This window comes from Mycobacterium nebraskense, from assembly GCF_002102255.1.
Taxonomy (GTDB): Bacteria; Actinomycetota; Actinomycetes; order Mycobacteriales; family Mycobacteriaceae; genus Mycobacterium; species Mycobacterium nebraskense.
The window spans coordinates 1-21006 of the sequence record NZ_LQPH01000169.1 but is presented as its reverse complement, the minus strand read 5'-3'; the positions used below and the strand labels follow the sequence as shown (position 1 = coordinate 21006).

Annotated in this window: 21 protein-coding genes; 11 read left to right on the top strand and 10 right to left on the bottom strand. The window is 66.6% G+C overall.

Annotated elements, in window-relative coordinates:
* Positions 1–4 precede the first annotated feature (4 nt).
* Genes AWC17_RS25990 through AWC17_RS33930 form a run of 4 tightly spaced genes read right to left on the bottom strand, consistent with a single transcriptional unit; the run spans position 5 to position 3537 of the window.
* Positions 5–1576 (bottom strand): sugar transferase, encoded by a 1572-nt coding sequence (locus AWC17_RS25990; protein ID WP_372517380.1) that lies wholly within the window; start codon positions 1574–1576, stop codon positions 5–7.
* The gene (locus AWC17_RS25985; protein ID WP_046186297.1) at positions 1576–2148 is read right to left on the bottom strand and encodes a dTDP-4-dehydrorhamnose 3,5-epimerase family protein; all 573 of its coding nucleotides are present in this window, start codon (positions 2146–2148) and stop codon (positions 1576–1578) included. The genes AWC17_RS25990 and AWC17_RS25985 overlap by 1 nt, the downstream gene beginning before the upstream one ends.
* Before the next feature lie 38 nt (positions 2149–2186).
* Positions 2187–3410 (bottom strand): PPE family protein, encoded by a 1224-nt coding sequence (locus AWC17_RS25980; RefSeq protein WP_047323796.1) that lies wholly within the window; start codon positions 3408–3410, stop codon positions 2187–2189.
* A gap of 1 nt (position 3411) precedes the next feature.
* Positions 3412–3537, bottom strand: coding sequence for a hypothetical protein (locus tag AWC17_RS33930; protein ID WP_264055722.1), 126 nt, complete (start codon positions 3535–3537; stop codon positions 3412–3414).
* 544 nt (positions 3538–4081) lie between these two features.
* On the opposite strand from AWC17_RS33930, the gene AWC17_RS25975 reads away from it, so the two are divergent.
* The 4 genes from AWC17_RS25975 to AWC17_RS25960 all read left to right on the top strand — a co-directional run bounded on the left by AWC17_RS25975 (position 4082) and on the right by AWC17_RS25960 (position 8724).
* A complete protein-coding gene (locus AWC17_RS25975; protein WP_046184013.1) occupies positions 4082–4759 on the top strand; it encodes a TetR/AcrR family transcriptional regulator in 678 nt (225 codons plus the stop codon).
* 129 nt (positions 4760–4888) lie between these two features.
* Positions 4889–5590: a TetR/AcrR family transcriptional regulator gene (locus tag AWC17_RS25970; RefSeq protein WP_046184014.1), complete on the top strand. Its 702-nt coding sequence runs from the start codon at positions 4889–4891 to the stop codon at positions 5588–5590.
* A 106-nt stretch (positions 5591–5696) separates the two neighbouring features.
* Positions 5697–7694 (top strand): hypothetical protein, encoded by a 1998-nt coding sequence (locus tag AWC17_RS25965; RefSeq protein WP_046184015.1) that lies wholly within the window; start codon positions 5697–5699, stop codon positions 7692–7694.
* A gap of 13 nt (positions 7695–7707) precedes the next feature.
* A complete protein-coding gene (locus AWC17_RS25960) occupies positions 7708–8724 on the top strand; it encodes a polysaccharide deacetylase family protein (protein WP_046184016.1) in 1017 nt (338 codons plus the stop codon).
* On the opposite strand, the gene AWC17_RS25955 is transcribed toward AWC17_RS25960, so the two are convergent.
* Entirely contained in the window at positions 8721–9083 is a 363-nt protein-coding gene (locus tag AWC17_RS25955) for a PAS domain S-box protein (RefSeq protein ID WP_046184017.1), read from the bottom strand. The two genes, AWC17_RS25960 and AWC17_RS25955, sit on opposite strands and share 4 nt — an antisense overlap.
* 177 nt (positions 9084–9260) lie before the next feature.
* Complete coding sequence (locus AWC17_RS25950) at positions 9261–9851, bottom strand: TetR/AcrR family transcriptional regulator (protein WP_046184018.1); 591 nt, start codon at positions 9849–9851, stop codon at positions 9261–9263.
* A gap of 94 nt (positions 9852–9945) precedes the next feature.
* Here AWC17_RS25950 and AWC17_RS25945 point away from each other — a divergent pair, with 94 nt between their 5' ends.
* Together AWC17_RS25945 and AWC17_RS25940 are read left to right on the top strand one after the other, a co-directional pair.
* Positions 9946–10419 carry a DUF1772 domain-containing protein gene (locus tag AWC17_RS25945; RefSeq protein ID WP_082123019.1) on the top strand — a complete coding sequence of 158 codons (474 nt, stop codon included), beginning with the start codon at positions 9946–9948 and terminating at the stop codon, positions 10417–10419.
* Positions 10420–10441: 22 nt separating this feature from the next.
* A complete protein-coding gene (locus AWC17_RS25940) occupies positions 10442–10807 on the top strand; it encodes a PNPOx family protein (protein ID WP_046184019.1) in 366 nt (121 codons plus the stop codon).
* Here AWC17_RS25940 and metG read toward each other — a convergent pair.
* Positions 10804–12348, bottom strand: coding sequence for a methionine--tRNA ligase (gene metG / locus AWC17_RS25935; protein ID WP_046184020.1), 1545 nt, complete (start codon positions 12346–12348; stop codon positions 10804–10806). The two genes, AWC17_RS25940 and metG, sit on opposite strands and share 4 nt — an antisense overlap.
* Positions 12349–12367: 19 nt before the next feature.
* Here metG and AWC17_RS25930 point away from each other — a divergent pair, with 19 nt between their 5' ends.
* The 5 genes from AWC17_RS25930 (at position 12368) to AWC17_RS25905 (ending at position 18407) form a co-directional block, all read left to right on the top strand.
* Positions 12368–13222 carry a TatD family hydrolase gene (locus tag AWC17_RS25930; RefSeq protein WP_046184021.1) on the top strand — a complete coding sequence of 285 codons (855 nt, stop codon included), beginning with the start codon at positions 12368–12370 and terminating at the stop codon, positions 13220–13222.
* Positions 13223–13390: 168 nt separating this feature from the next.
* Positions 13391–14518, top strand: coding sequence for a resuscitation-promoting factor (locus AWC17_RS25925; protein ID WP_197083410.1), 1128 nt, complete (start codon positions 13391–13393; stop codon positions 14516–14518).
* Positions 14482–15435 carry a 16S rRNA (adenine(1518)-N(6)/adenine(1519)-N(6))-dimethyltransferase RsmA gene (gene rsmA / locus AWC17_RS25920; protein ID WP_046184023.1) on the top strand — a complete coding sequence of 318 codons (954 nt, stop codon included), beginning with the start codon at positions 14482–14484 and terminating at the stop codon, positions 15433–15435. The genes AWC17_RS25925 and rsmA overlap by 37 nt, the downstream gene beginning before the upstream one ends.
* 54 nt (positions 15436–15489) lie before the next feature.
* Positions 15490–16446, top strand: a complete 957-nt coding sequence (locus AWC17_RS25915; protein ID WP_197083411.1) for a 4-(cytidine 5'-diphospho)-2-C-methyl-D-erythritol kinase — start codon at positions 15490–15492, stop codon at positions 16444–16446.
* A gap of 326 nt (positions 16447–16772) precedes the next feature.
* Positions 16773–18407, top strand: a complete 1635-nt coding sequence (locus AWC17_RS25905) for a fatty acyl-AMP ligase (RefSeq protein WP_046184029.1) — start codon at positions 16773–16775, stop codon at positions 18405–18407.
* Between the two features lie 39 nt (positions 18408–18446).
* Here AWC17_RS25905 and pth read toward each other — a convergent pair whose 3' ends face one another.
* The 3 genes from pth to AWC17_RS25890 all read right to left on the bottom strand — a co-directional run bounded on the left by pth (position 18447) and on the right by AWC17_RS25890 (position 20929).
* Entirely contained in the window at positions 18447–19022 is a 576-nt protein-coding gene (gene pth, locus AWC17_RS25900) for an aminoacyl-tRNA hydrolase (RefSeq protein WP_046184025.1), read from the bottom strand.
* A 12-nt stretch (positions 19023–19034) separates the two neighbouring features.
* On the bottom strand, positions 19035–19694 hold the full coding sequence (locus AWC17_RS25895; protein ID WP_046184026.1) for a 50S ribosomal protein L25/general stress protein Ctc: 660 nt from the start codon (positions 19692–19694) through the stop codon (positions 19035–19037).
* Between the two features lie 353 nt (positions 19695–20047).
* On the bottom strand, positions 20048–20929 hold the full coding sequence (locus AWC17_RS25890) for an oxidoreductase (protein ID WP_046184027.1): 882 nt from the start codon (positions 20927–20929) through the stop codon (positions 20048–20050).
* Positions 20930–21006 lie beyond the last annotated feature (77 nt).

The window sequence follows — 21006 nt, the reverse complement described above, 5'->3', positions numbered from 1 at the left end:
CTCCCTAGTATGCGCCGTGACTGGTGAGAACGGCCTTAATCGTCTTGGCGATGATCATGAGATCACCCGACATCGACCAGTTGTCGACATAGGACAGGTCCAACCGCACCGACTCTTCCCACGAAAGGTCCGATCGGCCGCTCACTTGCCACAATCCGCTGACGCCGGGCTTCACCAGCAGCCGCCGCTTGACGTCACCGTCGTAGTTTTCGACTTCCCGCCGCAACGGGGGTCGGGGCCCGACGACGCTCATGTCGCCCTTGAGCACGTTGATGAACTGTGGCAGCTCGTCGATGCTGAACCTGCGCAGAATCCTGCCGACGGGAGTGACCCGCGGGTCTTGGCGCATCTTGAACAGCATGCCGCCGGCGCCTTCGTTCAGCGCCAACAGGTGCTCGATTTGTGTGTCGGCACCGTCGACCATGGTCCGGAACTTGAGCATTCTGAAGGGCTTGCCGTCGATGCCGATCCGTTCGGATGGGTAGAACACCGGACCCTTGCTGGTGAGCTTGACGGCGATAGCCGCCGCGATGAGAATGGGCGCCGTCCCGATCAGGGCAAGCAGCGAAAACAGGAAGTCGAAGACCTGCTTTTGAAAGCGTTGCGTCCCTTCGTATTGCGGCTTCTCCACATGCAGCAACGGCATGCCCGCGGTGGGGCGCAGGGTCAAGCGCGTTTCCGCGACGTCCATCACGCCGGGCGACACCACGACGTCGACGTCCATCGTCTCCAACTGCCACATCAGCTCTCGGATCCCGTGCATCCCAAAGTGATCCGTCTGCGTGACCGCCACGGTGTCCGCGCCGCAGCTGTGAATGGCGGCCACCGCGTGGCTGACGTCACCGAGGATTGGCACCGCGCGGCCCCCGAGGGTGAGGGTATTGCCGCGTGGCGGCCCATATCCCGGAATGCAGATCCCTACCACGACGTAGCCGTCCAGCGGGTTGCGGGCCAGTTCGTGGGCAAGGTGGGAAACCGCCTGTCGGTCCCCGATCGCCAGGACCGCCGTCTGGCATTGGCCGTTCGCGCGCATCTGGCGGATGTGCTTGCGCCACAGGCTGCGACTCCCCAGCAGGCCTATGGTCCCGACGGGAAGCGCGATCGCGAGATAGCCGCGGGCCAGGTCGACCTTGGCGAGCAAAGTCACCATCGCGATGATTCCGAACGTCCAGAATGACGCGCTGCCGATCCGCCGGTACTCGTCGATACCGGCGCCGATGACTCGCGGTGAGCGCGTTTGGAATACCGCCAGCGATGACAGCCACAGCGCCGCGAACAGGAACGACAACATCGTCATCCCGACGTCCGAGTAACCCGAGGTGTTGGCGATTTCGCCGAATCGGACGTACTGCGCGAGCAGCACCGACGCGCACACGATCACGGTGTCACTGATGCGCAGACGGTGCGAATACCGGTGCTGCCAGCGCCGGACGGCATTCCCAGCGGGGGAGGGCGCCGGAGCCGCGGTGACCGGTAAAGCGCTGGTTTGGTGGCGAGGCAACGACATCATGCCGGCAGGTCTCCGCTTGTGCGGTCCTGGTTCGGCGTGCATGACATCCACCAATTCCTGGGTCATCAACGGCTTAGACATGACGCTGCTCTCTCGATCGGCGTGAAGCTCGGCGTTCGCGAGGGCCAACTCGCGTCCCGCTCGGAGATGACCGTGACCGGCAGCGGCCACACGATCCCGAATTCGGGGTCGTTCCAGTGGAATCCCTGCTCGTCGGACGGCGCGGGCTCGCCGCTGACCTGGTAGCTGACTTCGGTGTTGTCGATCAGGGTTTGGAAGCCGTGGGCGACAAACGGCGGCAAGAACAGCGCCCGGTAGTTGTCCGCAGTCAATTCGACCATCGTGTGGTCGCCGTAGGTCTGCGACCCGGGGCGGATGTCCACCGCAACGGCGGCGATGGCGCCGCGGGTGCAGCGGACCAGCTGGGTTTGGGCGTATGGCGGCACCCGATGGTGCAGGCCCCGCACGGTCCCGCGGGTGTAGTTGAAGAAGATGTTCGTCTGGGTGACATCGAAAGTCAGCCCACGACTGGCGAATTCGTCGGCACAGAAGGATCGGGAAGAGAAGCCACGGTGGTCGCGTTGCGGTTCGAGGTCAATGATCGTCACGCCGGCGACCTGGGTTGGCGTGTACTTCACTTACCGCTCCTTCCGTAACGGGTAGCCCATGTGACGGCCTACGCGTATCCACCCGCCGGCGGGCGGGTCATCACGGTCGGGATGACGCCATACCGGGGCCCAAGGTTTTTGCCCGACGCGGCGGCCAGGCGCGGCAGCGACCCCATGATGCTGGGCGGCGTGTTGGCGCCGGCGAGGCTGATGGTCGGCAATGCTGAAGCGGCGCTTTGCGCTGCCGGGATCACGCTGGTCCAGCTCGCCGGCACCGCGAGCGGGCCGAGCGAGGCCGCGCTGCCCAGGCTGCCGATCACGCCCGATCCGACCGATCCGAGCGATCCGAGCGCGCCCGCGCCGGAGCTCGCCGCGCTGGCCGCCCCCGATGCCGCGGTGCCCGCCACCATAGCTGCATCGCCTGCGGCTTTCGCTATGCCCTGTGCGCTTTGGGCCATGCCGAGGACCGATGACATCCCATACAAGGGGGTCGCTCCCGCCATGAAGTAGGTGGGAAGCGAGCCGGGCAGACTGGACATCAGGCTGTCCATCACCGACGAACTGGCCGAGCTGGTTGCGGTGGTGGTGCCGGTAACGGCACCGGTACCGGCGTCGGTCAGCGTGGCGGTCCCGGCTGTCATCGGTGACGAAAGCCCTTGCAGCGTGTTGGGCACCGTGGACACCACGTTCGAGAGCGAAGTATGCGTCGCCGTCAACGTTTCGGCCTGGGCGACCGCGCCGCTCTGGCCGGCCAAGCCCGCTGGGTCGGTGACGTTCGGCGGCGGGCTGAACGGGGTCACCTCGCACGCGGCCGCCGAACCGGCCGCGTACTCATACATCGCCGCCGCGTCCTGCGCCCACATCTCGCCGTACTCGGCCTCGGTGGCCGCGATCGCCGCCGAATTCTGGCCGAAGAAGTTGGTGGCGATCAGCGTCGCGAGCTGGACCCGGTTAGCGGCGACGGCCGGCGGGGGAACGGTCATCGCGAAGGCGGCTTCGTAGATTTCGACGGCGAGCCTGGCCTGACCGGCCGCCTCCGCCGCCCGCGCGGCCGCGCCCGCGGTCCACGCCATATAGGGAGCGAAGGCGGACGCCATGGTCAACGACGAGGGACCCAACCAGCGTCCGCTGGTCAATCCCGCGATCACCGACCGGTAACAACTTGCCGCGGAATGCAATTCGCCGGCAAGAGCGTCCCAGGCCACCGCGGCGGCTACCAGCGAGAAGGGACCAGGGCCGGCATACATCCGTGCGGAGTTGAACTCCGGTGGAAAGGCGCCGAAATCGATCACTTCAGCCCCCGGCTCTCGTGGCGGCCGGGGTCGCCGCAAGCGAACGCCCGCTGACTCGGGGAGCGGCCTGAGCGGCTTCGGCGACGGCCACGCCGTACTGCAGCACCGGCATCCGGCGATTAAACATACTTAAAGTATGAACAGAGTGTGTTCTGCTAGCGAAGGGTATTTCACCTGCGACAGGGAAGGTACTTAGTCCCTCCGTGGGTGTTCTACCTGCTGACGCTGCCAGCCCACGTGGCCTCGTGGTCACGACCGGCATGTCCTTCTCCTAACGCCCTACAGGTGGCCCGCGATCGGGCGTATTGGCTGCTCACCCGCCCGAAGCTAAGGTTTGTGCAGTTCCAACCTACAAACTGACAATCGAATAATAGCGTATGAAACATACTAATAGTTTGTAAAGACCGTGTGATCTGCACTACAGGTATTTACGGGAGCGTCAAGCCGGGCGCCTGCGGCTGCTAATCTCAGAACTGGCCCAAGTACTGCCCGGGGGTGGCCGGTCGGTGTTGCTTCAGACCGCCTAAGAACCGAGGAGTATGCCCTGCTCATCAACCTGACGGCGATCGACCGGGTCCGGGTCACCACCCCGACCAGATCAGCTCGCGTAATCCACGCCTCCGCACAACTGCTGCGCCTTTTAGGCCACGAGAGTTGAGCTAGCAACTCCGATGACGACCCACTCGACCGATGGACGCGCCGACGCGACGCGGCGGCAAATCCTGCGGGCCGCGTCGCATCAGTTCGCGCGCCGGCCGTACCACGACGTCGGTCTCGATGACATTCTCGCCGAGGCTCAGCTGACCAAAGGCGCGATGTATTTCCACTTCAAGTCGAAACATGCATTGGCGGTGGAGCTCATCGACAAGCAGATCGCCGCGGCGACCGTCGCCGTAGGAGACCTGTTGACGCGGGGGCTTTCGGGCCTGGAGACGCTCATCGATTTCTCATATCTGATCGCCGTTCAAGACATCAAGACGGATCTGGTCAGGGCCGGCCTGAATCTGATCGAGTCGGTCGGACAGACGGAAGGCGTCCAGGACACGTTGATGGGCGGATGGGTGGAAGCCCTTTCCGACGTCGTTCAGCAGGCCATCACCGAGGGTGACATCGACGGGCACTGCGATCCCGACGATGTCGGGCGCCTGATGGTGTCCCTGCATATGGGGCTGCGGAAAACCAGCAATCTGGACGAACCGGAACGATTCCTGCTCGACCTGGAGAAATGCTGGATGCTCATCCTGGGCGGGATCCTGCAGCCAGACCGAACCGATTACTTCCGCCAATTCCTAAGGCGGCGTGCGGCGCTCGCCGTCAACTCCAGTTCGGCTGACGAAGGTTCGCCGTAACAGCAGCGAGGCTGACCACACGGCCCACTCGCCGTGGCCGTGGCTGCTAATCTTGGACGTCTTGGCGCTCGATGTGAGACCAGATCAACGACTCCGCGCATCCGACGCGACTCCGGAGGTGCAGGGACAATGTCGCGCCAGGTCCGATCCGAAGCCACTCGGCGCAAGATTCTCGATGCCGCGATCGAGGTGTTTGGCGAAGTCGGGTATGCCGCCGCCGGGTGGGGGGCGATCATCGAGCGGACGGGCATGACCAAGGGCGCCCTCTATCACCACTTCGATTCGAAGGAATCACTGGCGTCGGACATCCTCACGGAAGGCTCCGACTCGCTTCTCACCGCGTTCGGGAACGTATGCGGGTCGTCGTCGCCAGGGCTGGAGAACCTGCTACACGGCGCCTTCACCATCGTCGAAGTGCTCAACTCGGACAAGACGGTTCGGATAGCCGAGCAATTGGCCTCTGCCTTAAGCGGATTGAATGAGGCCGCCGCGAGCTTCTACGCGGACCTGGCAGCGAAGATCGCCGACGAGGCCAGGCGAGCGATCCGCGAGGGAGACCTTCGGCAGGACGTCGACCCCGAGGTACTCTCCGAGTTCCTCGTCGGGGCCATGTTCGGAACGCGGTTGGTATTCAATGCGATAGCTCGCCACGACGCGAACAGGGCCGTCGCCGGCGACATCGCCGGGCGCCTGCGCCAGATCTTGGAACTTCTGCTGCCCGGCACGGTCACGGAAGCGTCGCTCCCTTATTTCCGGCAGTTCCTGGGTCGCGAAGTCATGCGCCATGCCCCGGCTATCGCCGCCCGCACCGACACAGCCACGGAGCCCTGATCGGCTAGAGCTCTGCGTTGCCGAAGTTCGGGCCGGATGTGCCACACCCTTTTTCGCGGTCGTCGAGACGGTGATTCAGTAACTGGGACTTGATGTGCTTTTAACGATGCATACTGTTCCGGTGATGTACCGGAGACGTCTGGGCAAAGTGGTTGCGCTGGCCGCTGTGGCTGGATTCTTAGTGATGAGCGCCCCGGCATCGTGGGGTGCACCGGGCGACCCGGTTACGGCGGCGGACTCGCCGACCCTGTCGCTGACCGACATCGGGTCCGCTCCCACCCTTGAGTTCTGGGGCTTGACGAGCAGCCAGCAGCTGACCGTGCCGGTGCTGCACGGGCTGACACCGACAGCGCTGAACGCCACCGTCGAACTGCCGATCAATTTGCGGTCCGGGTTGATCACCGTGACGCAGGGCGAGCGCACTATCGCGCGACTGAATCTGCCCTCCGCCGATCAGACGCCCATGGTCATCCCGCTGGCCGGGGCGGAAGTCAACGACAACTGGTTGACGGTGACGTTGCGTTCCTACCTGGTGCCGTTGGACGGCTACTGCTTGTACCCGGAGAGCCCGCTGCGCCTGGCCAACGGGACGATCACCTACACCGGCGTTGAACTGCCGCCCACCACGGTTGCCCATTTCCTGCCGCCGGTGCTGCGAAAGCTTTCCATCTTTCTGCCGCAATCGCCGTCGGCAAACGAGTCCGACACGGCGATTCAACTGGCGGCGTCCGCGGCCTCGCACTATGGCAGGCAGGCCCCCGAGATAGCCGTGATCCCACTGGCCGAAGGACAGGCGGCGCCCCCCACACCGCCGCAATCGCTGGAACGTCAGATCGTCGTCAAAGAGGGTCCCGACAACGGGCTTTCCCTCCAGGGTGCCTCCGGCGTGCCGTGGCTACTGATGTCCGGACCGCTCGGCCAGTCCGACGAATCCAACACAGCAGTGCTGTTCAACGACGTGTCGCAGCTGGCCATGTCTTCAAAGGCGGCGGTGGAACAACTGAAGCCCAGCCTGCAGCAGCCCGGCAACACGGTTACGTTGCGCGAACTGGGGCAGCCCGTCGTCAACGCCACGTCGCTGCAACCGCGGCTGTCGATCGGACTGGACCAGACCCGGTTCACCCGGTCCGTGCACGACGTGCGCGTGCATCTCCAGGGCTCTTACACCCCGACGCCGGGGAATATCGGCGGCCAGATTGCCGTGACGATCGGCCCGGAGACCATCGACCACTGGCCGACCGACGGCCATGGCACCATCGACCGCTGGGTCGATGTGCCGGACCGGCTCCTGCAGCGATACACCAGCCTTGATCTGGTTCTCGACGTCGCGGCCAACATCGGACATTGCGGCGACTTCTACACCGCCGGGGCCGGAAACCAGCTCCTCAATTTGAACATCAACGGGGACAGCACAATACAGAGCAGCCCCGCCGCACCACCGGTGCCGGACGGCTTTCAATCGATGCCGCAGTCATTGATGCCCCGGGTGCAGGTGGGCATCGAGCCCCACTCGTTGAGTGACACAGTGCGCGCGATCAACCTCGTGGTGGGCCTGCAGCGAATAAGCTCCGTGCCGATCTACACCACGGTCACGAGTGTGCAGCAGGCGATCGACTCGTCGGATCCCGCGATATTGATCGCCGCCGACGGGTGGAATCACTCCAACGTCGCGCTCCCGGTCTCCGCGGGGCCCAGCGGCCCGATCACCGTCAACGCCGTCCAATCCGACGGCAAGCCCACCAAGCTCGCGCTGGACCCAAGCCTTCGGTTCGCTTCTCTCCAAACGGTTTTCAACCGAGGCAGATCCCTGCTGGTCGCGACGTCCAACGGGGCGCCCGCACAGCTCGACGAGCTGCTCCGATGGCTCAACGGCGATAACAAGCGCTGGCAACGGCTCAAAGGCGTCGCGGTGGTGTCCGCGCCGGGAGGACAGGACCCGGTGACGGTCGAGCACTCGCCCGCGGCCGGTCCGGCCGCGGGATCGCAGAGCCACTCTGATCTCGGCTGGCTATGGTGGTTCGGCGCAGGCTGGATCGCTGTGGCCATCGTCGGCGCAGGGGTGATCGTGTGGCGCACCAGACGCGAATCATGGCGGCGCCGCTAGCGTTTGGCGCTTGATGTCGCGCGTCAAGGACATCGTGGCCACACTGCTGTGTGTCGCTGGGGTGCCGGCATTCGCCCGGCGACGCCACCGCGACACGCTCGCCATCGTGATGTTCCACGGCGTCGAAGACGAACCGCTGTCGCCGGTCTGCCGGCACGTGCACGGCTCGGTGCTATACCGGCGCGAATTGGAATATGTCCGCAGGCATTTCAACATCCTTCCGCTGGAGGAGGCGCTCGATCGACTTGCCGAGGGGACGTTGCCGCCTCGCGCCATGGCGATCACGTTCGACGACGGCACCCGCAACCTCGCCACGCACGCGGTCCCGGTGCTGCGCGAGCTGGGACTGCCCGCGGCGGTGTTCCTGGCGACCGGCCCGATGGGCAGCGGCGAAACCCTGTGGCCCGACCGGCTTTGGCTCGCGATCGCCCGCACCGCCGCGGCCGAGGTCGATCTGGCTGCACTGGGACTGGGAACTCGCTCGCTCGACGGCATCGCCAACCGCGCCAAGGCCTACGCCGCGGCGGTCGAAGGGTTGAAGGACTTGGCCGACGCGGACCGGATCACAGTCCTGGACGAGGTTCTCGGCGCGCTGGGTCACCGTGACGGCGGCGATGTTGGTCCGTTCCGGATGCTCTCCTGGGACGAAGCGCGGGGGATGGCCGGCGACGGTCTGGTGACGCTGCATCCGCACTCGGTGACCCACCCGATCCTCGCCCGTTGCGGCGACGACAAGGTCGAACGGGAGATCGCTGATTCCTGCGCGGCGCTCGAACGCGAGACCGGATGCGCGGCTACGATTTTCGCTTATCCCAATGGCCGGCCCCAGGACTTCGACACCCGCGCGAAGGACGTGCTGCGCGGCCGCGGCATCCGCTGGGCGCTGTCCACCACAGCGGGCCTCGCCGATCGTCGTTGCGACCCGCTGGCGCTGCCGCGCCTTGCGGTGGCCAGCGATGCGTCTTTCGACCACTTCCGGCTGATGGTCTCCGGCGGCCTGCCGCGCCGCTACCGGGGACGGCGCGGCTAGCGGTCGTCCTTCCATAACTGCTCGGTCAGATCCTGGAAGGCCGCGAGGACAAACTGATCGTCGGCTCGCATCGCCGCCGACTTGCTCATCAGGGCCCGTACCACCGAACCGTCCTTGTGTGCCAGTTCGACGACCATGTTCGCCAGCGAATGAACAACCGATAACAACGAATCCGAGGCCGGTGCCTTGTGGAAGATCTGATGGAACCGGAGCGACAAGACCTCTTCCGGCTCGTAACCCATCATCTCGGCGAACGCGGCGTTGGAAAACAGGATGCTGCCGTCATTCTCGATGGCCAGCACCGGGATCGGGATCCGCTCGAGCACGACCAGTGCCGGCAGCTGCTTCAAGGTCGTCATCGGCGAATCCCCATGGTGCCGATTACGTCGTCGCTCCACCGGCTGATTATGGCGCATAACATAGGCTATACACGAGGTCTTCGCGCAGATGCGGCGCCGGATTGGTAACTCGGTTCGTTTCCGTCACTCGATTTCGGTCCCGGAATGCCGCTTACTCGGAAGCCGGTCGTACTGGCCTCACGTCGTCGGTGGGGTGGCGCCGCAGAATCCGCTGATCAGGATGTCGAGGCGGGCGGCGTGATGGTCCGGGCGTAACCGGGCGCTGCGGTCGAGGGTGACCAGGCCGTGCAGTGCGGCCCACACGACCTCTGTCAGCGTGTCGGGGTCTCGCGCGCCCGCGATCAGGTCCACCGCCGCCCGCAGTTCGGCGAAGGCCGCCGTCAGCTCGGCGGGGGTGTCCGCGACGGCGAACGGCAGCGTCGTTGCGCGGGTGAACATCGCATCGAACAGTGCGGGATTGTCACGAGCGAACTTGATGAACGCCCGGGCGACTCGCGCCAGGGCGTCCCGGCCGTCGGTGGCGCCGCCGCGCGCGGTGCGGAGCGCGTCCGCGAGTTCGCCGAATCCCTCGACTGCGACCGACGCGGCGATGTCTTCCATGCCCGAGAAGTGTTTGTAGAGCACCGGTTGGCTGTATTCGATCTCGGCGGACAGCCGACGGGTGGTGACGGCGTCCCAACCCTCTTCCTCGGCCAGCTTGCGCGCCGTGGCGGTGATCAGCCGACGACGGGCAGCCCGTTCGCGCGCCCGGCGGTCTTCGATGGCCATACGTTAATGCTAGCGCCGATATAAGATCTAGCGCTGCTATTGACACACCCCACTTCCAAGGGTTAGCGTCGCTAACACCCACCAAAGACGAGGAGTGCGCATCATGATCGCCACGTTGTTCGCGGTCATCGCGGTGCTGGGTACCGCGGTGGTCTACGGCACCGACGTGTTCTGTGCGATGGTGCAACGGCCCGCGCTGGCCCACGTCGACGACCGCGCCCTGCTCGCGGTGATGGGCAACATTCATCGCTACGGAGACCGCCGGATGCCGGTGCCCGGGGTGCTCGGCCTGGCGGCTGCGGCGATCAGCGCGGTATTCGCCGCGGCGTCCGGCCGCTGGGCGCAAGCCGGCGCGGCCGGCGCCTCCGCCGGCCTGCTGCTGGTGTGGCTGCTGATCTACCTGCGAGTGAGCGCGCCGATCAACCACCAACTCATCGCGGGAGTCGATCGACCCGGGCTGCCAACCAATGCTCGAGCGCTGCAACGTAACTGGGACAAGGTGATCACCACCAGGGCCACCCTGCAGGGCCTGGCAGTCACGGCGTTGTGCCTGGCGCTGCTGGTCTGAACTCCGAAGGGGTATCGGGACAATGACCATAGGCAAGAACGTGGGCCGGCTGCTGATGCGTGCGGCACCGCTCTTGAACACGCCGGTCGCGGCGATAGCGGCCTCGCCGCGCTTCGGCGCAGGCATCCGGCGCAGCATCACGCTCGTCACCTACACGGGTCGGCGCTCGGGACGGACCTTTTCGATTCCGGTGGCCTACCGCCGCCGCGGCGACGATATCGAGATCGCCGCGAATATGCCTGACGCCAAGACGTGGTGGCGCAACTTTGTCGGCGATGGCGCCCCGATGTCGCTGACGCTCGATGGCGTCGAACGGACCGGGCATGCCATCGCTCACCGAGACGCCAGCGGCCGCGTCACCGTTCGCGTTCGTCTCGCAAGCGGCTAGTCGACTTGGTAGCGCGGGAAGACGCCGGTCGGCGCCGGTAGCGCCGTGCCGCGCATCAGCCTCGTGCCGATGGCGTCGAAGCTGCGCTGCTCGGGCGTCTGGCCGAGCAGATCGAGTAGCTTGCTCGCCGAATCGGGCATCACCGGCTGAACCAACAGCGCCGCAATGCGAACCGCTTCGCACGTCGTGTAAAGCACTGTCGTGAAGCGCTTTTGGTCTGCCTCAGAGTCGCTCTTGCGCAAGACCCACGGCTGTTGGGCCGAGAAGTACTTGTTCGCCTCGCCGAGCATCAGCCAGATCGCTTCCAGCGCCAGATGCATGGCCTGCCCGTCGAAGCTGGCGCGCACCCGCTCCAACAATCCGTCGGCCGTCGCCAGCAGATCCGCGTCCGCCGCGGTCAGCTCGCCGGGTTCGGGGACGACCCCACCCAGGTTCTTGGCCACCATCGACAACGACCGCTGGGCCAGGTTGCCGAGCTCGTTGGCCAGGTCGGTGTTGATGCGCGTGATGATGGCGTCTTCGGTGTAGTTGCCGTCCTGGCCGAAGGGCACCTCCCGCAACAGGAAGTAGCGGACCTGGTCCACGCCGAAGGTCTCCGCCAGCGCCACCGGGTCGACGACATTGCCCAGCGACTTGCTCATCTTCTCGCCCCGGTGGTGCAAGAACCCGTGCGCGAAAACCCTTCGCGGCAGCTCGATTCCGGCCGACATCAAGAACGCCGGCCAGTAGACCGCATGGAACCTGATGATGTCCTTGCCGATCATGTGCAAATCGGCGGGCCAGTAGCGGCGGTACAACGGCGACTCGGTATCCGGGAAACCGGCCCCCGTCAGGTAATTGGTCAGCGCGTCCACCCACACGTACATCACGTGCTTGGGATCGTCGGGCACCGGGACACCCCAGTCGAAGGAGGTGCGCGAGATCGAGATGTCTGCCAGGCCCCCCGACACGAAGCTGATCACTTCGTTGCGCCGCACCTCCGGGGCGATGAAGCCGGGGTTGGCTTCATAGTGGGCCAGCAGCTTGTCGGCATACGCCGACAGCCGGAAGAAATAGGACTGCTCCTCGGTCCAGGTCACCTCGGCGCCGGTCTCGACCGCCACCCGTGTCCCGTCCTCGAGGAGCGCAGTCTCCGCTTCGAAGAAGAACCGTTCGTCGCGCACCGAGTACCAGCCGGAGTAGTTGTCCAGATAAATGTCACCGGCCGCCGACATCCGCCTCCAGATCTCCTGGGACGCCTCGTAATGATCGGGGTCGGTGGTGCGGATGAACCGGTCGAAGGAGACGTTCAGCGCCTCCTGCACGCGCTGAAACACGTCGGAGTTGCGGCGCGCCAGCTGTGCGGTCGGTACGCCCGCCGCCGCGGCGGCCTGCGCGACCTTCAGGCCGTGTTCATCGGTTCCGGTCAAGAAGCGCACGTCGAAGCCGTCCAGCCGCTTGAAGCGGGCGATCGCGTCGGTGGCGATGTATTCGTACGCGTGACCCACGTGCGGCGCAGCGTTGGGATACGCGATCGCGGTGGTGACGTAATAGGGCCTCATCGAGAGTCCACCCTATTGTGTGGCCGTGAGTTCCAACCGCTCTGGTAAACGCGAAGCGCCGCCCGCGCCCGAACCGCTGGCCCCCCTGGTCGACGCCCACACCCACCTCGACGCCTGTGGTGCGCGGGACGCCGAGGACGTGCGCGCCATCGTGGACCGCGCCGCGGCGGTCGGGGTGGGCGCGGTGGTCACCATCGCCGACGACCTGGATTCGGCGGGCTGGGTGACCCGGGCCGCCGAATGGGATCCGCGGGTGTATGCCGCGGTGGCACTGCATCCGACCCGCGCCGACGCGCTGGACGACGACGCACGCACCGAAATCGAGCGACTGGTGGCGCATCCCCGGGTGGTGGCCGTCGGTGAGACCGGCCTGGACCTGTATTGGCCCGGGCGCCTCGACGGGTGCGCGCAGCCGGACACGCAGCGGGAAGCCTTCGCGTGGCATATCGACCTGGCCAAGCGGTGCGGAAAACCGCTGATGATCCACAACCGGGAGGCCGACGCCGAGGTGCTCGACGTGCTGGCGGCCGAGGGGGCTCCCGACGCCGTGATCTTCCACTGCTTCTCATCGGATGCCGCGATGGCCCGCCGCTGCGTGGACGCCGGATGGTTGCTCAGCCTGTCGGGAACGGCGAGCTTCCGCAATGCGCGCGAGCTGCGGGAAGCCGTTCGGTTGATACCGCTGGAACAGCTACTCGTCGAAACCGATGCGCCCTTCTTGACGCCGCATCCCTACCGCGGGTCGCCGAACGAGCCGTACTGCCTTCCTTATACTGTGCGGGCGGTCGCTGAACTGGTTGGTCGTCCCGCCGAAGAGCTGGCGCAGGCCACCACGAGCAACGCTCGGCGGGTCTACGGAATGGCTCCGGATTAACTCGCCGAACCTGGCGGTTCCGTTAACAAAGTCGCGCCGGAGTTGCTCAACATTGGCCGGTTCGTTACCGTCTTGTGATCGAAAGGGTAGGGCCTCCGGGCCCTTATTTGTCGCTTGGTGCTGATTAGGTCGTTGGGGTGTGCTTGCTGTGGTCGGGATAGACGCGCGTTGACTGTATTAACAAAACTTCATCAGACCCCATCTCCGATGTTGCGGCTCGTGGTCGGAGGGTTGCTGGTAGTCCTGGCGTTCGCCGGTGGATTTGCGGTCTCCGCGTGCAAGACAGTGACGCTGACCGTCGACGGAATCGCGATGCGGGTGACGACCATGAAGTCGCGGGTCATCGACGTCGTCCAGGAGAACGGCTTCGCCGTAGACGAGCGTGACGACCTGTACCCCGCCGGAGACGTCAAGGTGCACGACGCCGCCAACATCGTGTTGCGCCGCAGCCGCCCGTTGCAGATCTCGCTGGACGGCCACGACACCAAGCAGGTGTGGACGACGGCATCGACCGTCGACGAGGCGCTGGCCCAACTCGCCATGACCGACACCGCCCCGGCCGCGGCCTCCCGCGGTAGCCGGGTCCCGCTGGCGGGCATGGCGCTGCCAGTCGTCAGCGCGAAGACGGTCCGCATCAACGACGGCGGCGCGACACGCACGGTCCACCTGCCGGCACCGAACGTCGGGGGGCTGCTGAGCGCCGCCGGCGCGCCGCTCCTCGAGGGTGATCAGGCGGTGCCGAGCGCCGCCTCGCCCATCGTCGACGGCATGGAAATCCAGGTCACCCGTAACCGTATTCAGCGGGTCACCGAGCGAATGCCGTTGCCGCCGAACGCCCGTCGGGTCGAGGACCCGGACATGAACATCAGCCGCCAGGTGGTCGAAGACCCGGGCAGCCCGGGCACCCAGGACGTCACGTTCGCGGTGGCCACGGTCAACGGCGTCGAGACCGGCCGGTTGCCGATCGCCAACACGGTGATCACCCCGGCCCGGGAGGCCGTCGTGCGGGTGGGCACCAAGCCCGGCACCGACGTGCCACCGGTCAGCAACGGATCCGTCTGGGACGCGATCGCGGGCTGCGAGGCCGGCGGAAACTGGGCGATCAACACCGGCAACGGCTACTACGGCGGTGTTCAGTTCGATCAGGGCACCTGGGAGCGCAACGGCGGGCTGCGGTTCGCTTCGCGCGCCGATTTGGCAACTCGAGAAGAGCAGATCGCGGTCGCCGAGGTGACCCGGGAGCGCCAGGGTTGGGGCGCGTGGCCGGTGTGCAGCGGAAGAGCTGGTGCGAACTGACCATCCGGCTGCTCGGTCGCACCGAGATCAGGCGGCTTGCCAAAGAACTTGACTTTCGGCCACGGAAATCCCTCGGTCAAAATTTCGTCCACGATGCCAATACGGTCCGTCGGATCGTCTCGACTTCCGGGGTGGGTCGGTACGACCACGTCCTCGAGGTGGGACCCGGCCTGGGCTCACTGACGCTGGCCTTGCTCGACCGCGGCACCACCGTCACCGCCGTCGAAATCGACCCGGTGCTCGCCGGTCGGCTGCCGCAAACCGTCGCCGAGCATTCGCACAGCGAAATCCAACGGCTAACCGTGCTCAACCGCGACGTCTTGACCCTGCGCCCGGATGAGCTGGCTGCGGAGCCCAACGCGGTCGTCGCCAACCTGCCCTACAACGTGGCGGTGCCCGCGCTGCTGCACCTGCTCGCGGAGTTCCCGTCCATTCAGACCGTCACCGTCATGGTGCAGGCGGAGGTGGCCGAACGTCTCGCCGCCGAGCCGGGCGGCAAGGAGTACGGCATACCCAGCGTCAAAGTCCGCTTCTTCGGGGCGGTTCGGCGGTGTGGCACGGTGTCGCCGACCGTCTTCTGGCCGATTCCCCGCGTCTATTCGGGGCTGGTCCGCATCGATCGCTATGCCACCCCGCAGTGGCCCACCGACGAAGCCTTCCGCCGTCAGGTATTCCAGTTGGTGGACATCGCGTTCGCGCAGCGGCGCAAGACGGTTCGCAACGCGTTCGTGGAGTGGGCGGGCTCGGGCAACGAGTCGGCGAACCGGCTGTTGGCCGCCAGCATCGACCCGTCCCGTCGCGGTGAGACGCTGTCCATCGACGACTTCGTGCGGCTGTTGCGGCGTTCGGCCGAACGGGCCGACACCCCCGCCGCGGCCAGCCCGCCCGCGGCCGAACAGCAGCCTTCCCCGAGCTGACTGCGGCGCCGCTGCGTGTAGTTGGCCGGTCGCAGCGATAGTCTGCTGCGGTGGCTGACAATGTCTGACGGCAATACCGCCGCCCAGTGGGTGCCCACCGGGTCGGTCACCGTTCGGGTGCCTGGAAAGGTCAACCTGTATCTGGCGGTCGGCGACCGACGCGAGGACGGTTATCACGAGCTGACGACCGTTTTTCAGGCCGTCTCCCTGCTCGACGAGGTGACGGTCCGCAACGCCGACGTGCTGTCGCTCGAGCTCGTTGGTGAGGGTGCGGACAAGCTGCCCACCGACGAACGCAACCTCGCCTGGCAGGCCGCCGAACTGATGGCCGAACACGTCGGTCGGGCGCCCGACGTCTCGATCATGATCGACAAATCCATCCCGGTGGCCGGCGGGATGGCCGGTGGCAGCGCCGATGCGGCGGCCGTGCTCGTGGCCATGAACTCGTTGTGGGAACTCAACGTGCCCCGCCGCGACCTGCGCATGCTCGCCGCGCGGCTGGGTAGCGACGTCCCCTTCGCGCTGCACGGCGGCACCGCACTGGGCACCGGCCGCGGTGAGGAGCTGGCCACCGTCTTGTCCCGCAACACCTTCCACTGGGTGCTGGCGTTCGCCGACGGGGAGTTGCTCACTCCGGCGGTGTTCGCCGAGCTGGACCGGCTCCGCGAAGCGGGGGACCCGCCACGGCTAGGCGGCCCCGGCCCCGTGTTGGCGGCTTTGGCCGCGGGTGACCCCGAACAGCTGGCGTCGCTGCTGGGCAACGAGATGCAGGCCGCCGCGGTGAGTCTGAATCCGAAGCTGCGCCGCACGCTGCGCGCCGGTGTGGAGGCCGGTGCGCTGGCGGCCATCGTGTCGGGCTCCGGCCCGACCTGTGCCTTCCTGTGCCCCTCGGCCGCATCGGCGGTCGACGTGGGCACCGAGGTGTCCGGGGCGGGCGTCTGCCGCACCGTGCGGGTCGCCAGCGGGCCGGTGGTCGGCGCGCGCGTGGTGCCGGCCCCCACCGAAGTGTGAAAATCCCCCCAAATTGCGCATTCGTTTGGGCTGTTCCCTAAGAGGAGTTTAAGATAATCCGCGGTGACGGGTAGCGCTGAGCAAGATCACTTATCTTCGTCGTCCGCCGGGGCTTCCGGCGGACGATTGATGCTTCGGGCCCACCGGCGTTTTTCGGGCCCGATTCGCGCTGATCGAGTGGTCGAATGCGAGGTCGCCGACTCATCGCCGATTCGAGACCTAACCGCTGCCCGACTGTGTTTGCGCGCCTGCTGCGAAGTGTTACCCAGTGGGCGGAATATGAAATTCCGGGCGTTGGGGCAAGCGCCGGATCCGAGGAGGTTTGTGTGAGCAGGTTTACCGAGAAGATGTACCGCAATGCCCGCACCGCGACGACGGGCATGGTCACCGGTGAACCCCACGAACCGGTCCGCCACACCTGGGGCGAGGTCCACGAACGCGCTCGTCGCATCGCGGGCGGCCTGGCCGCCGCCGACATTGGCCTCGGCGACGCGGTCGGTGTCCTTGCCGGCTTCCCGGTGGAGATCGCCCCGACGGCGCAGGGCCTCTGGATGCGTGGGGCCAGCCTGACGATGTTGCACCAGCCCACGCCGCGCACCGACCTGGCCGTGTGGGCCGAGGACACCATGAACGTCATCGGCATGATCGAGGCCAAGGCCGTCATCGTTTCCGAGCCCTTCCTGGTGGCCATCCCCGTGCTCGAGGAGAAGGGCATCCTGGTCCTCACCGTCGACGACCTGCTGGCGTCCGATCCGATCGACCCCGTCGAGGTCGGCGAGGACGATCTGGCGCTGATGCAATTAACGAGCGGCTCCACTGGATCTCCCAAAGCCGTCCAGATCACCCACCGCAACATCTACTCCAACGCCGAGGCGATGTTCATCGGCGCCGAGTACAACGTCGACAGGGACGTCATGGTCAGCTGGCTGCCCTGCTTCCACGACATGGGCATGGTGGGCTTCCTGACCATCCCGATGTACTTCGGTGCCGAACTGGTCAAGGTCACCCCGATGGACTTCCTGCGCGACACGCTGCTGTGGGCCAAGCTCATCGACAAGTACAAGGGCACCATGACCGCGGCGCCCAACTTCGCCTACGCGCTGCTGGCCAAGCGGCTGCGTCGTAACGCCAAGCCCGGTGATTTCGACCTGTCCACCCTGCGTTTCGCGCTGTCTGGTGCCGAGCCCGTCGAACCCGCCGACGTCGAGGACCTGCTCGACGCCGGCAAGCCGTTCGGATTGAATGCGTCCGCGATCCTGCCGGCCTACGGAATGGCGGAGACCACGCTGGCCGTGTCGTTCGCGGAGTGCAACGCCGGTCTGGTCGTCGACGAGGTCGACGCCGACCTGCTGGCCGCCCTGCGCCGCGCCGTGCCCGCCACCAAGGGCAACACCCGCAGGCTGGCAACGCTGGGCCCGCTCCTGCAGGACCTCGAGGCGCGCATCATCGACGAGAACGGCGACGTGATGCCGCCACGCGGCGTCGGCGTCATCGAGCTGCGCGGGGAGTCGCTGACGCCCGGCTACCTGACCATGGGCGGCTTCATCTCGGCGCAGGACGAGAACGGCTGGTATGACACCGGAGACCTCGGCTACATCACCGAGGACGGCCACGTCGTGGTGTGCGGCCGCGTCAAGGACGTCATCATCATGGCGGGCCGCAACATCTATCCCACCGACATCGAGCGGGCCGCCTGCCGCGTCGAGGGGGTGCGCCCCGGTTGCGCCGTCGCGGTGCGCCTGGACGCCGGCCACTCACGCGAGACGTTCGCCGTCGCGGTCGAGTCCAACGCCTGGCAGGACCCGGCCGAGGTGCGCCGCATCGAGCACCAGGTCGCTCGCGAGGTGGTGGCCGAGGTCGACATGCGGCCGCGCAACGTGGTGGTGCTCGGGCCGGGCACCATCCCGAAGACACCGTCGGGCAAGCTGCGCCGGTCCCACTCCGCCACGCTGGTCACGTAGGGACCGCGCTTCCCACTTTCGCCGCGTCGAGTGTGCGGTTTACCAGGCGTGGACGCGGTTCTGCGCCGCCTCTAGCCCCAGTTCGATGAGCAACTCGGTGGCGTCCGCGGCCTGCTCGCAAATGGTGGGGACTTCGCCGCGCTCGGCGGCGGAGAAGTTCTCCAACACGAACGCCGCCGGGTCTTTGCGTCCCGGCGGACGGCCGATGCCGATGCGGACCCGCTGAAACTCCTTGGTGCCCAGCGCCGACGCCACCGAGCGCAGCCCGTTGTGGCCGCCCTCGCCGCCGTCGATCTTGAGCCGGATGCTGCCGAAGTCGAGGTCGAGGTCGTCGTGGACGACGACGATGTCGGCCGGCGTCACCGAGTAGAACTTCGCCAGCGGCCCGACCTGGCGGCCGGACTCGTTCATGTAGCACCGCGGCTTGGCCACCAACACCGAGTGCCCGGCCAACCGGCCGCTTACCACCTCGGTGCCGGATCGCTTGTGCACCTTGAACTTTGAGCCCAGCCGGTCGGCGAGCAGGTCGGCGACCATGAACCCGAGGTTGTGCCGGGTGCGCGCGTAGTTGTCTCCGGGGTTGCCCAGGCCGACCACCAGCAACGGCTCGGCCACGTTGCGATCCGCCTACTCGGACTCGTCCGCGGGGGCCTCGGCTTCGCCGGCTTGCTCTTCCGCGGGGGCCTCTTCGGCCTCGGCGACCTCGCCGGCACCCTCTTCCGCGAGATCCTCGGCGGTCGGCGCGTTGACCACATTGACCACCAGCAGCTCCGGGTCGGAAATCAGGTTGACACCCTTCGGCAGGGTGATCTGCCCGGCCGTGATCTGGGTGCCCGGCTCTAGGTCCTCGACGGACACCGTCAACTGCTCGGGAATCGACATGGCGTCAGTTTCGATCTCGATGGTGTTGGCGTCCTGGGTGACGAACGTGTCGGGTGCGGCCTCGCCCTCGATGACGACCCTGACCTCCACGACGACCTTCTCGCCGCGGCGCACGACCAGCAGGTCGGCGTGCTGGATGGAGCGGCGGATCGGGTGGATGTCGAGCGCTTTGGTCAGCGCCAGCTGTTCCTTGCCGTCGATGTCCAGGGTCAGCACGGCGTTGGTGCCCGCGTGGCGCAGCACGGCCGCAAAGTCGTGGCCCGGCAACTCGAGGTGCTGGGGGGCGGCGCCGTGGCCGTAGAGGACGGCGGGAATCTTGCCGTCGCGGCGGGCTCGGCGGGACGCGCCCTTGCCGGTCTCGGTTCGCACCGTGGCGGTGAGTTGGTTGCCTGCGGACTTGGCCATCGTGTCGCTCCTGTGTGCTCAGTGCCTGAGTGTGGGGGCACGGCCAGGATCGCGACAGTTCGTCGGTCTCCGTCGATAACGGTGCTGACTGGCCAGCCACCCTCGCCGTGACGCCCGGTCAGGTTAGCGCATGCGCACCTCAGAGCGGAAATTGCGGCGGCGGCTCGTGTCACATGCGTCACTCGCTTACCTGGCCGGGGCGATGGTCAAAGTGCCCGCCTCACAGCGACAACTCGCGCGCCACGAACGCCAGCCGTGCGCCGCCTGCGCGTCACGACGGTTGTCGCTCGGAGGCGGGCAAATCGTCGACCGCCCGGCCGGGAGGACAGTGTGGTCGGTGGGACCGGTGGGACTCAGAGCGGAAAGCTGGTGCCGGTGAGCCGCTCGGACAGCTCCCACAGCGCCGCGGCCATTTTCGGGTCCCGTGCCCGCCGGCTGCGTCCAACCGGTTGGGTGGGGCCGATCTGGCCGAACCGCGGTCCGACGAAGGTGTTGCCCGGCAGGTCCTGCGACGCCGCGTACAGCGTCTGCCGAGCGCCGAAGTCGGCGTCGGTGGCCACCACCCGGGTGACCGCCGACATCATCGCGTCGCCCAGCTTCCGCCCGGAGGCCCCCTGCAGGTTGGTGTGCGAGTAGCCGGGGTGGGCGGCCAGCGCGCGCAGCGTGGAACCGGCCGCGCCCAGGCGTCGCTGCAGCTCGCTGGTGAACAGCAGGTTGGCGAGCTTGGACTGGCTGTAGGCCAGCCAGGGCGAGTACCGCCGCCGCTCCCAGTTCAGGTCGTCGAGGCTGATCCGCCCCGCCCAGTGCGCCATCGACGACACGGTGACCACCCGATCGGTGAGTTTGGGCAGCAACAGGTTGGTGAGCGCGAAATGCCCGAGATGGTTGGTGCCGATCTGGCTCTCGAAGCCGTCGACGGTCTTCGCATACGGGGCGGCCATAATGCCGGCGTTGTTGATCAGCACGTCGACCTTGTCGATCCCGTCGGCGAATTCGCGCACCGACGACAGATCCTGCAGGTCGAGCGAGCGCACCTCGACTGGGCTGGTATCGGAACCCCTTATCTGCAGCGCGGCCTTCTCGCCTTTGCGAATGTCGCGGACCGCCATGACGAGCGTGGCGCCTCGCCGCGCCAGCTCGCGGGCGGTCACCGCGCCCAGCCCGCTGTTGGCCCCGGTGATGATCACGGTGCGCCCCGCGAATGACGGCAGATCTGCGGCGGTCCAGTTGGTCATGCGTTTCTCCTATGTCAAGCCGCTGCCGGTTGGCACGGCCGATTGTGGGTTTGTTGGTCGGTGTGGAGGTGGCCAAA

Bases quoted from the DNA above. Each gene is read 5' to 3' on its own strand.
- AWC17_RS25970 (WP_046184014.1), top strand. From the start codon at position 4,889: ATGTCGCGCCAGGTCCGATCCGAAGCCACTCGGCGCAAGATTCTCGAT.
- AWC17_RS25950 (WP_046184018.1), bottom strand. From the start codon at position 9,851: ATGGCCATCGAAGACCGCCGGGCGCGCGAACGGGCTGCCCGTCGTCGG.
- AWC17_RS33930 (WP_264055722.1), bottom strand. From the start codon at position 3,537: ATGTTTAATCGCCGGATGCCGGTGCTGCAGTACGGCGTGGCCGTCGCC.
- AWC17_RS25940 (WP_046184019.1), top strand. From the start codon at position 10,442: ATGACCATAGGCAAGAACGTGGGCCGGCTGCTGATGCGTGCGGCACCG.
- AWC17_RS25890 (WP_046184027.1), bottom strand. From the start codon at position 20,929: ATGACCAACTGGACCGCCGCAGATCTGCCGTCATTCGCGGGGCGCACC.
- AWC17_RS25895 (WP_046184026.1), bottom strand. From the start codon at position 19,694: ATGGCCAAGTCCGCAGGCAACCAACTCACCGCCACGGTGCGAACCGAG.
- AWC17_RS25975 (WP_046184013.1), top strand. From the start codon at position 4,082: ATGACGACCCACTCGACCGATGGACGCGCCGACGCGACGCGGCGGCAA.
- AWC17_RS25960 (WP_046184016.1), top strand. From the start codon at position 7,708: ATGTCGCGCGTCAAGGACATCGTGGCCACACTGCTGTGTGTCGCTGGG.
- AWC17_RS25990 (WP_372517380.1), bottom strand. From the start codon at position 1,576: ATGACCCAGGAATTGGTGGATGTCATGCACGCCGAACCAGGACCGCAC.
- AWC17_RS25955 (WP_046184017.1), bottom strand. From the start codon at position 9,083: ATGACGACCTTGAAGCAGCTGCCGGCACTGGTCGTGCTCGAGCGGATC.
- AWC17_RS25965 (WP_046184015.1), top strand. From the start codon at position 5,697: ATGCATACTGTTCCGGTGATGTACCGGAGACGTCTGGGCAAAGTGGTT.
- metG (WP_046184020.1), bottom strand. From the start codon at position 12,348: ATGAGGCCCTATTACGTCACCACCGCGATCGCGTATCCCAACGCTGCG.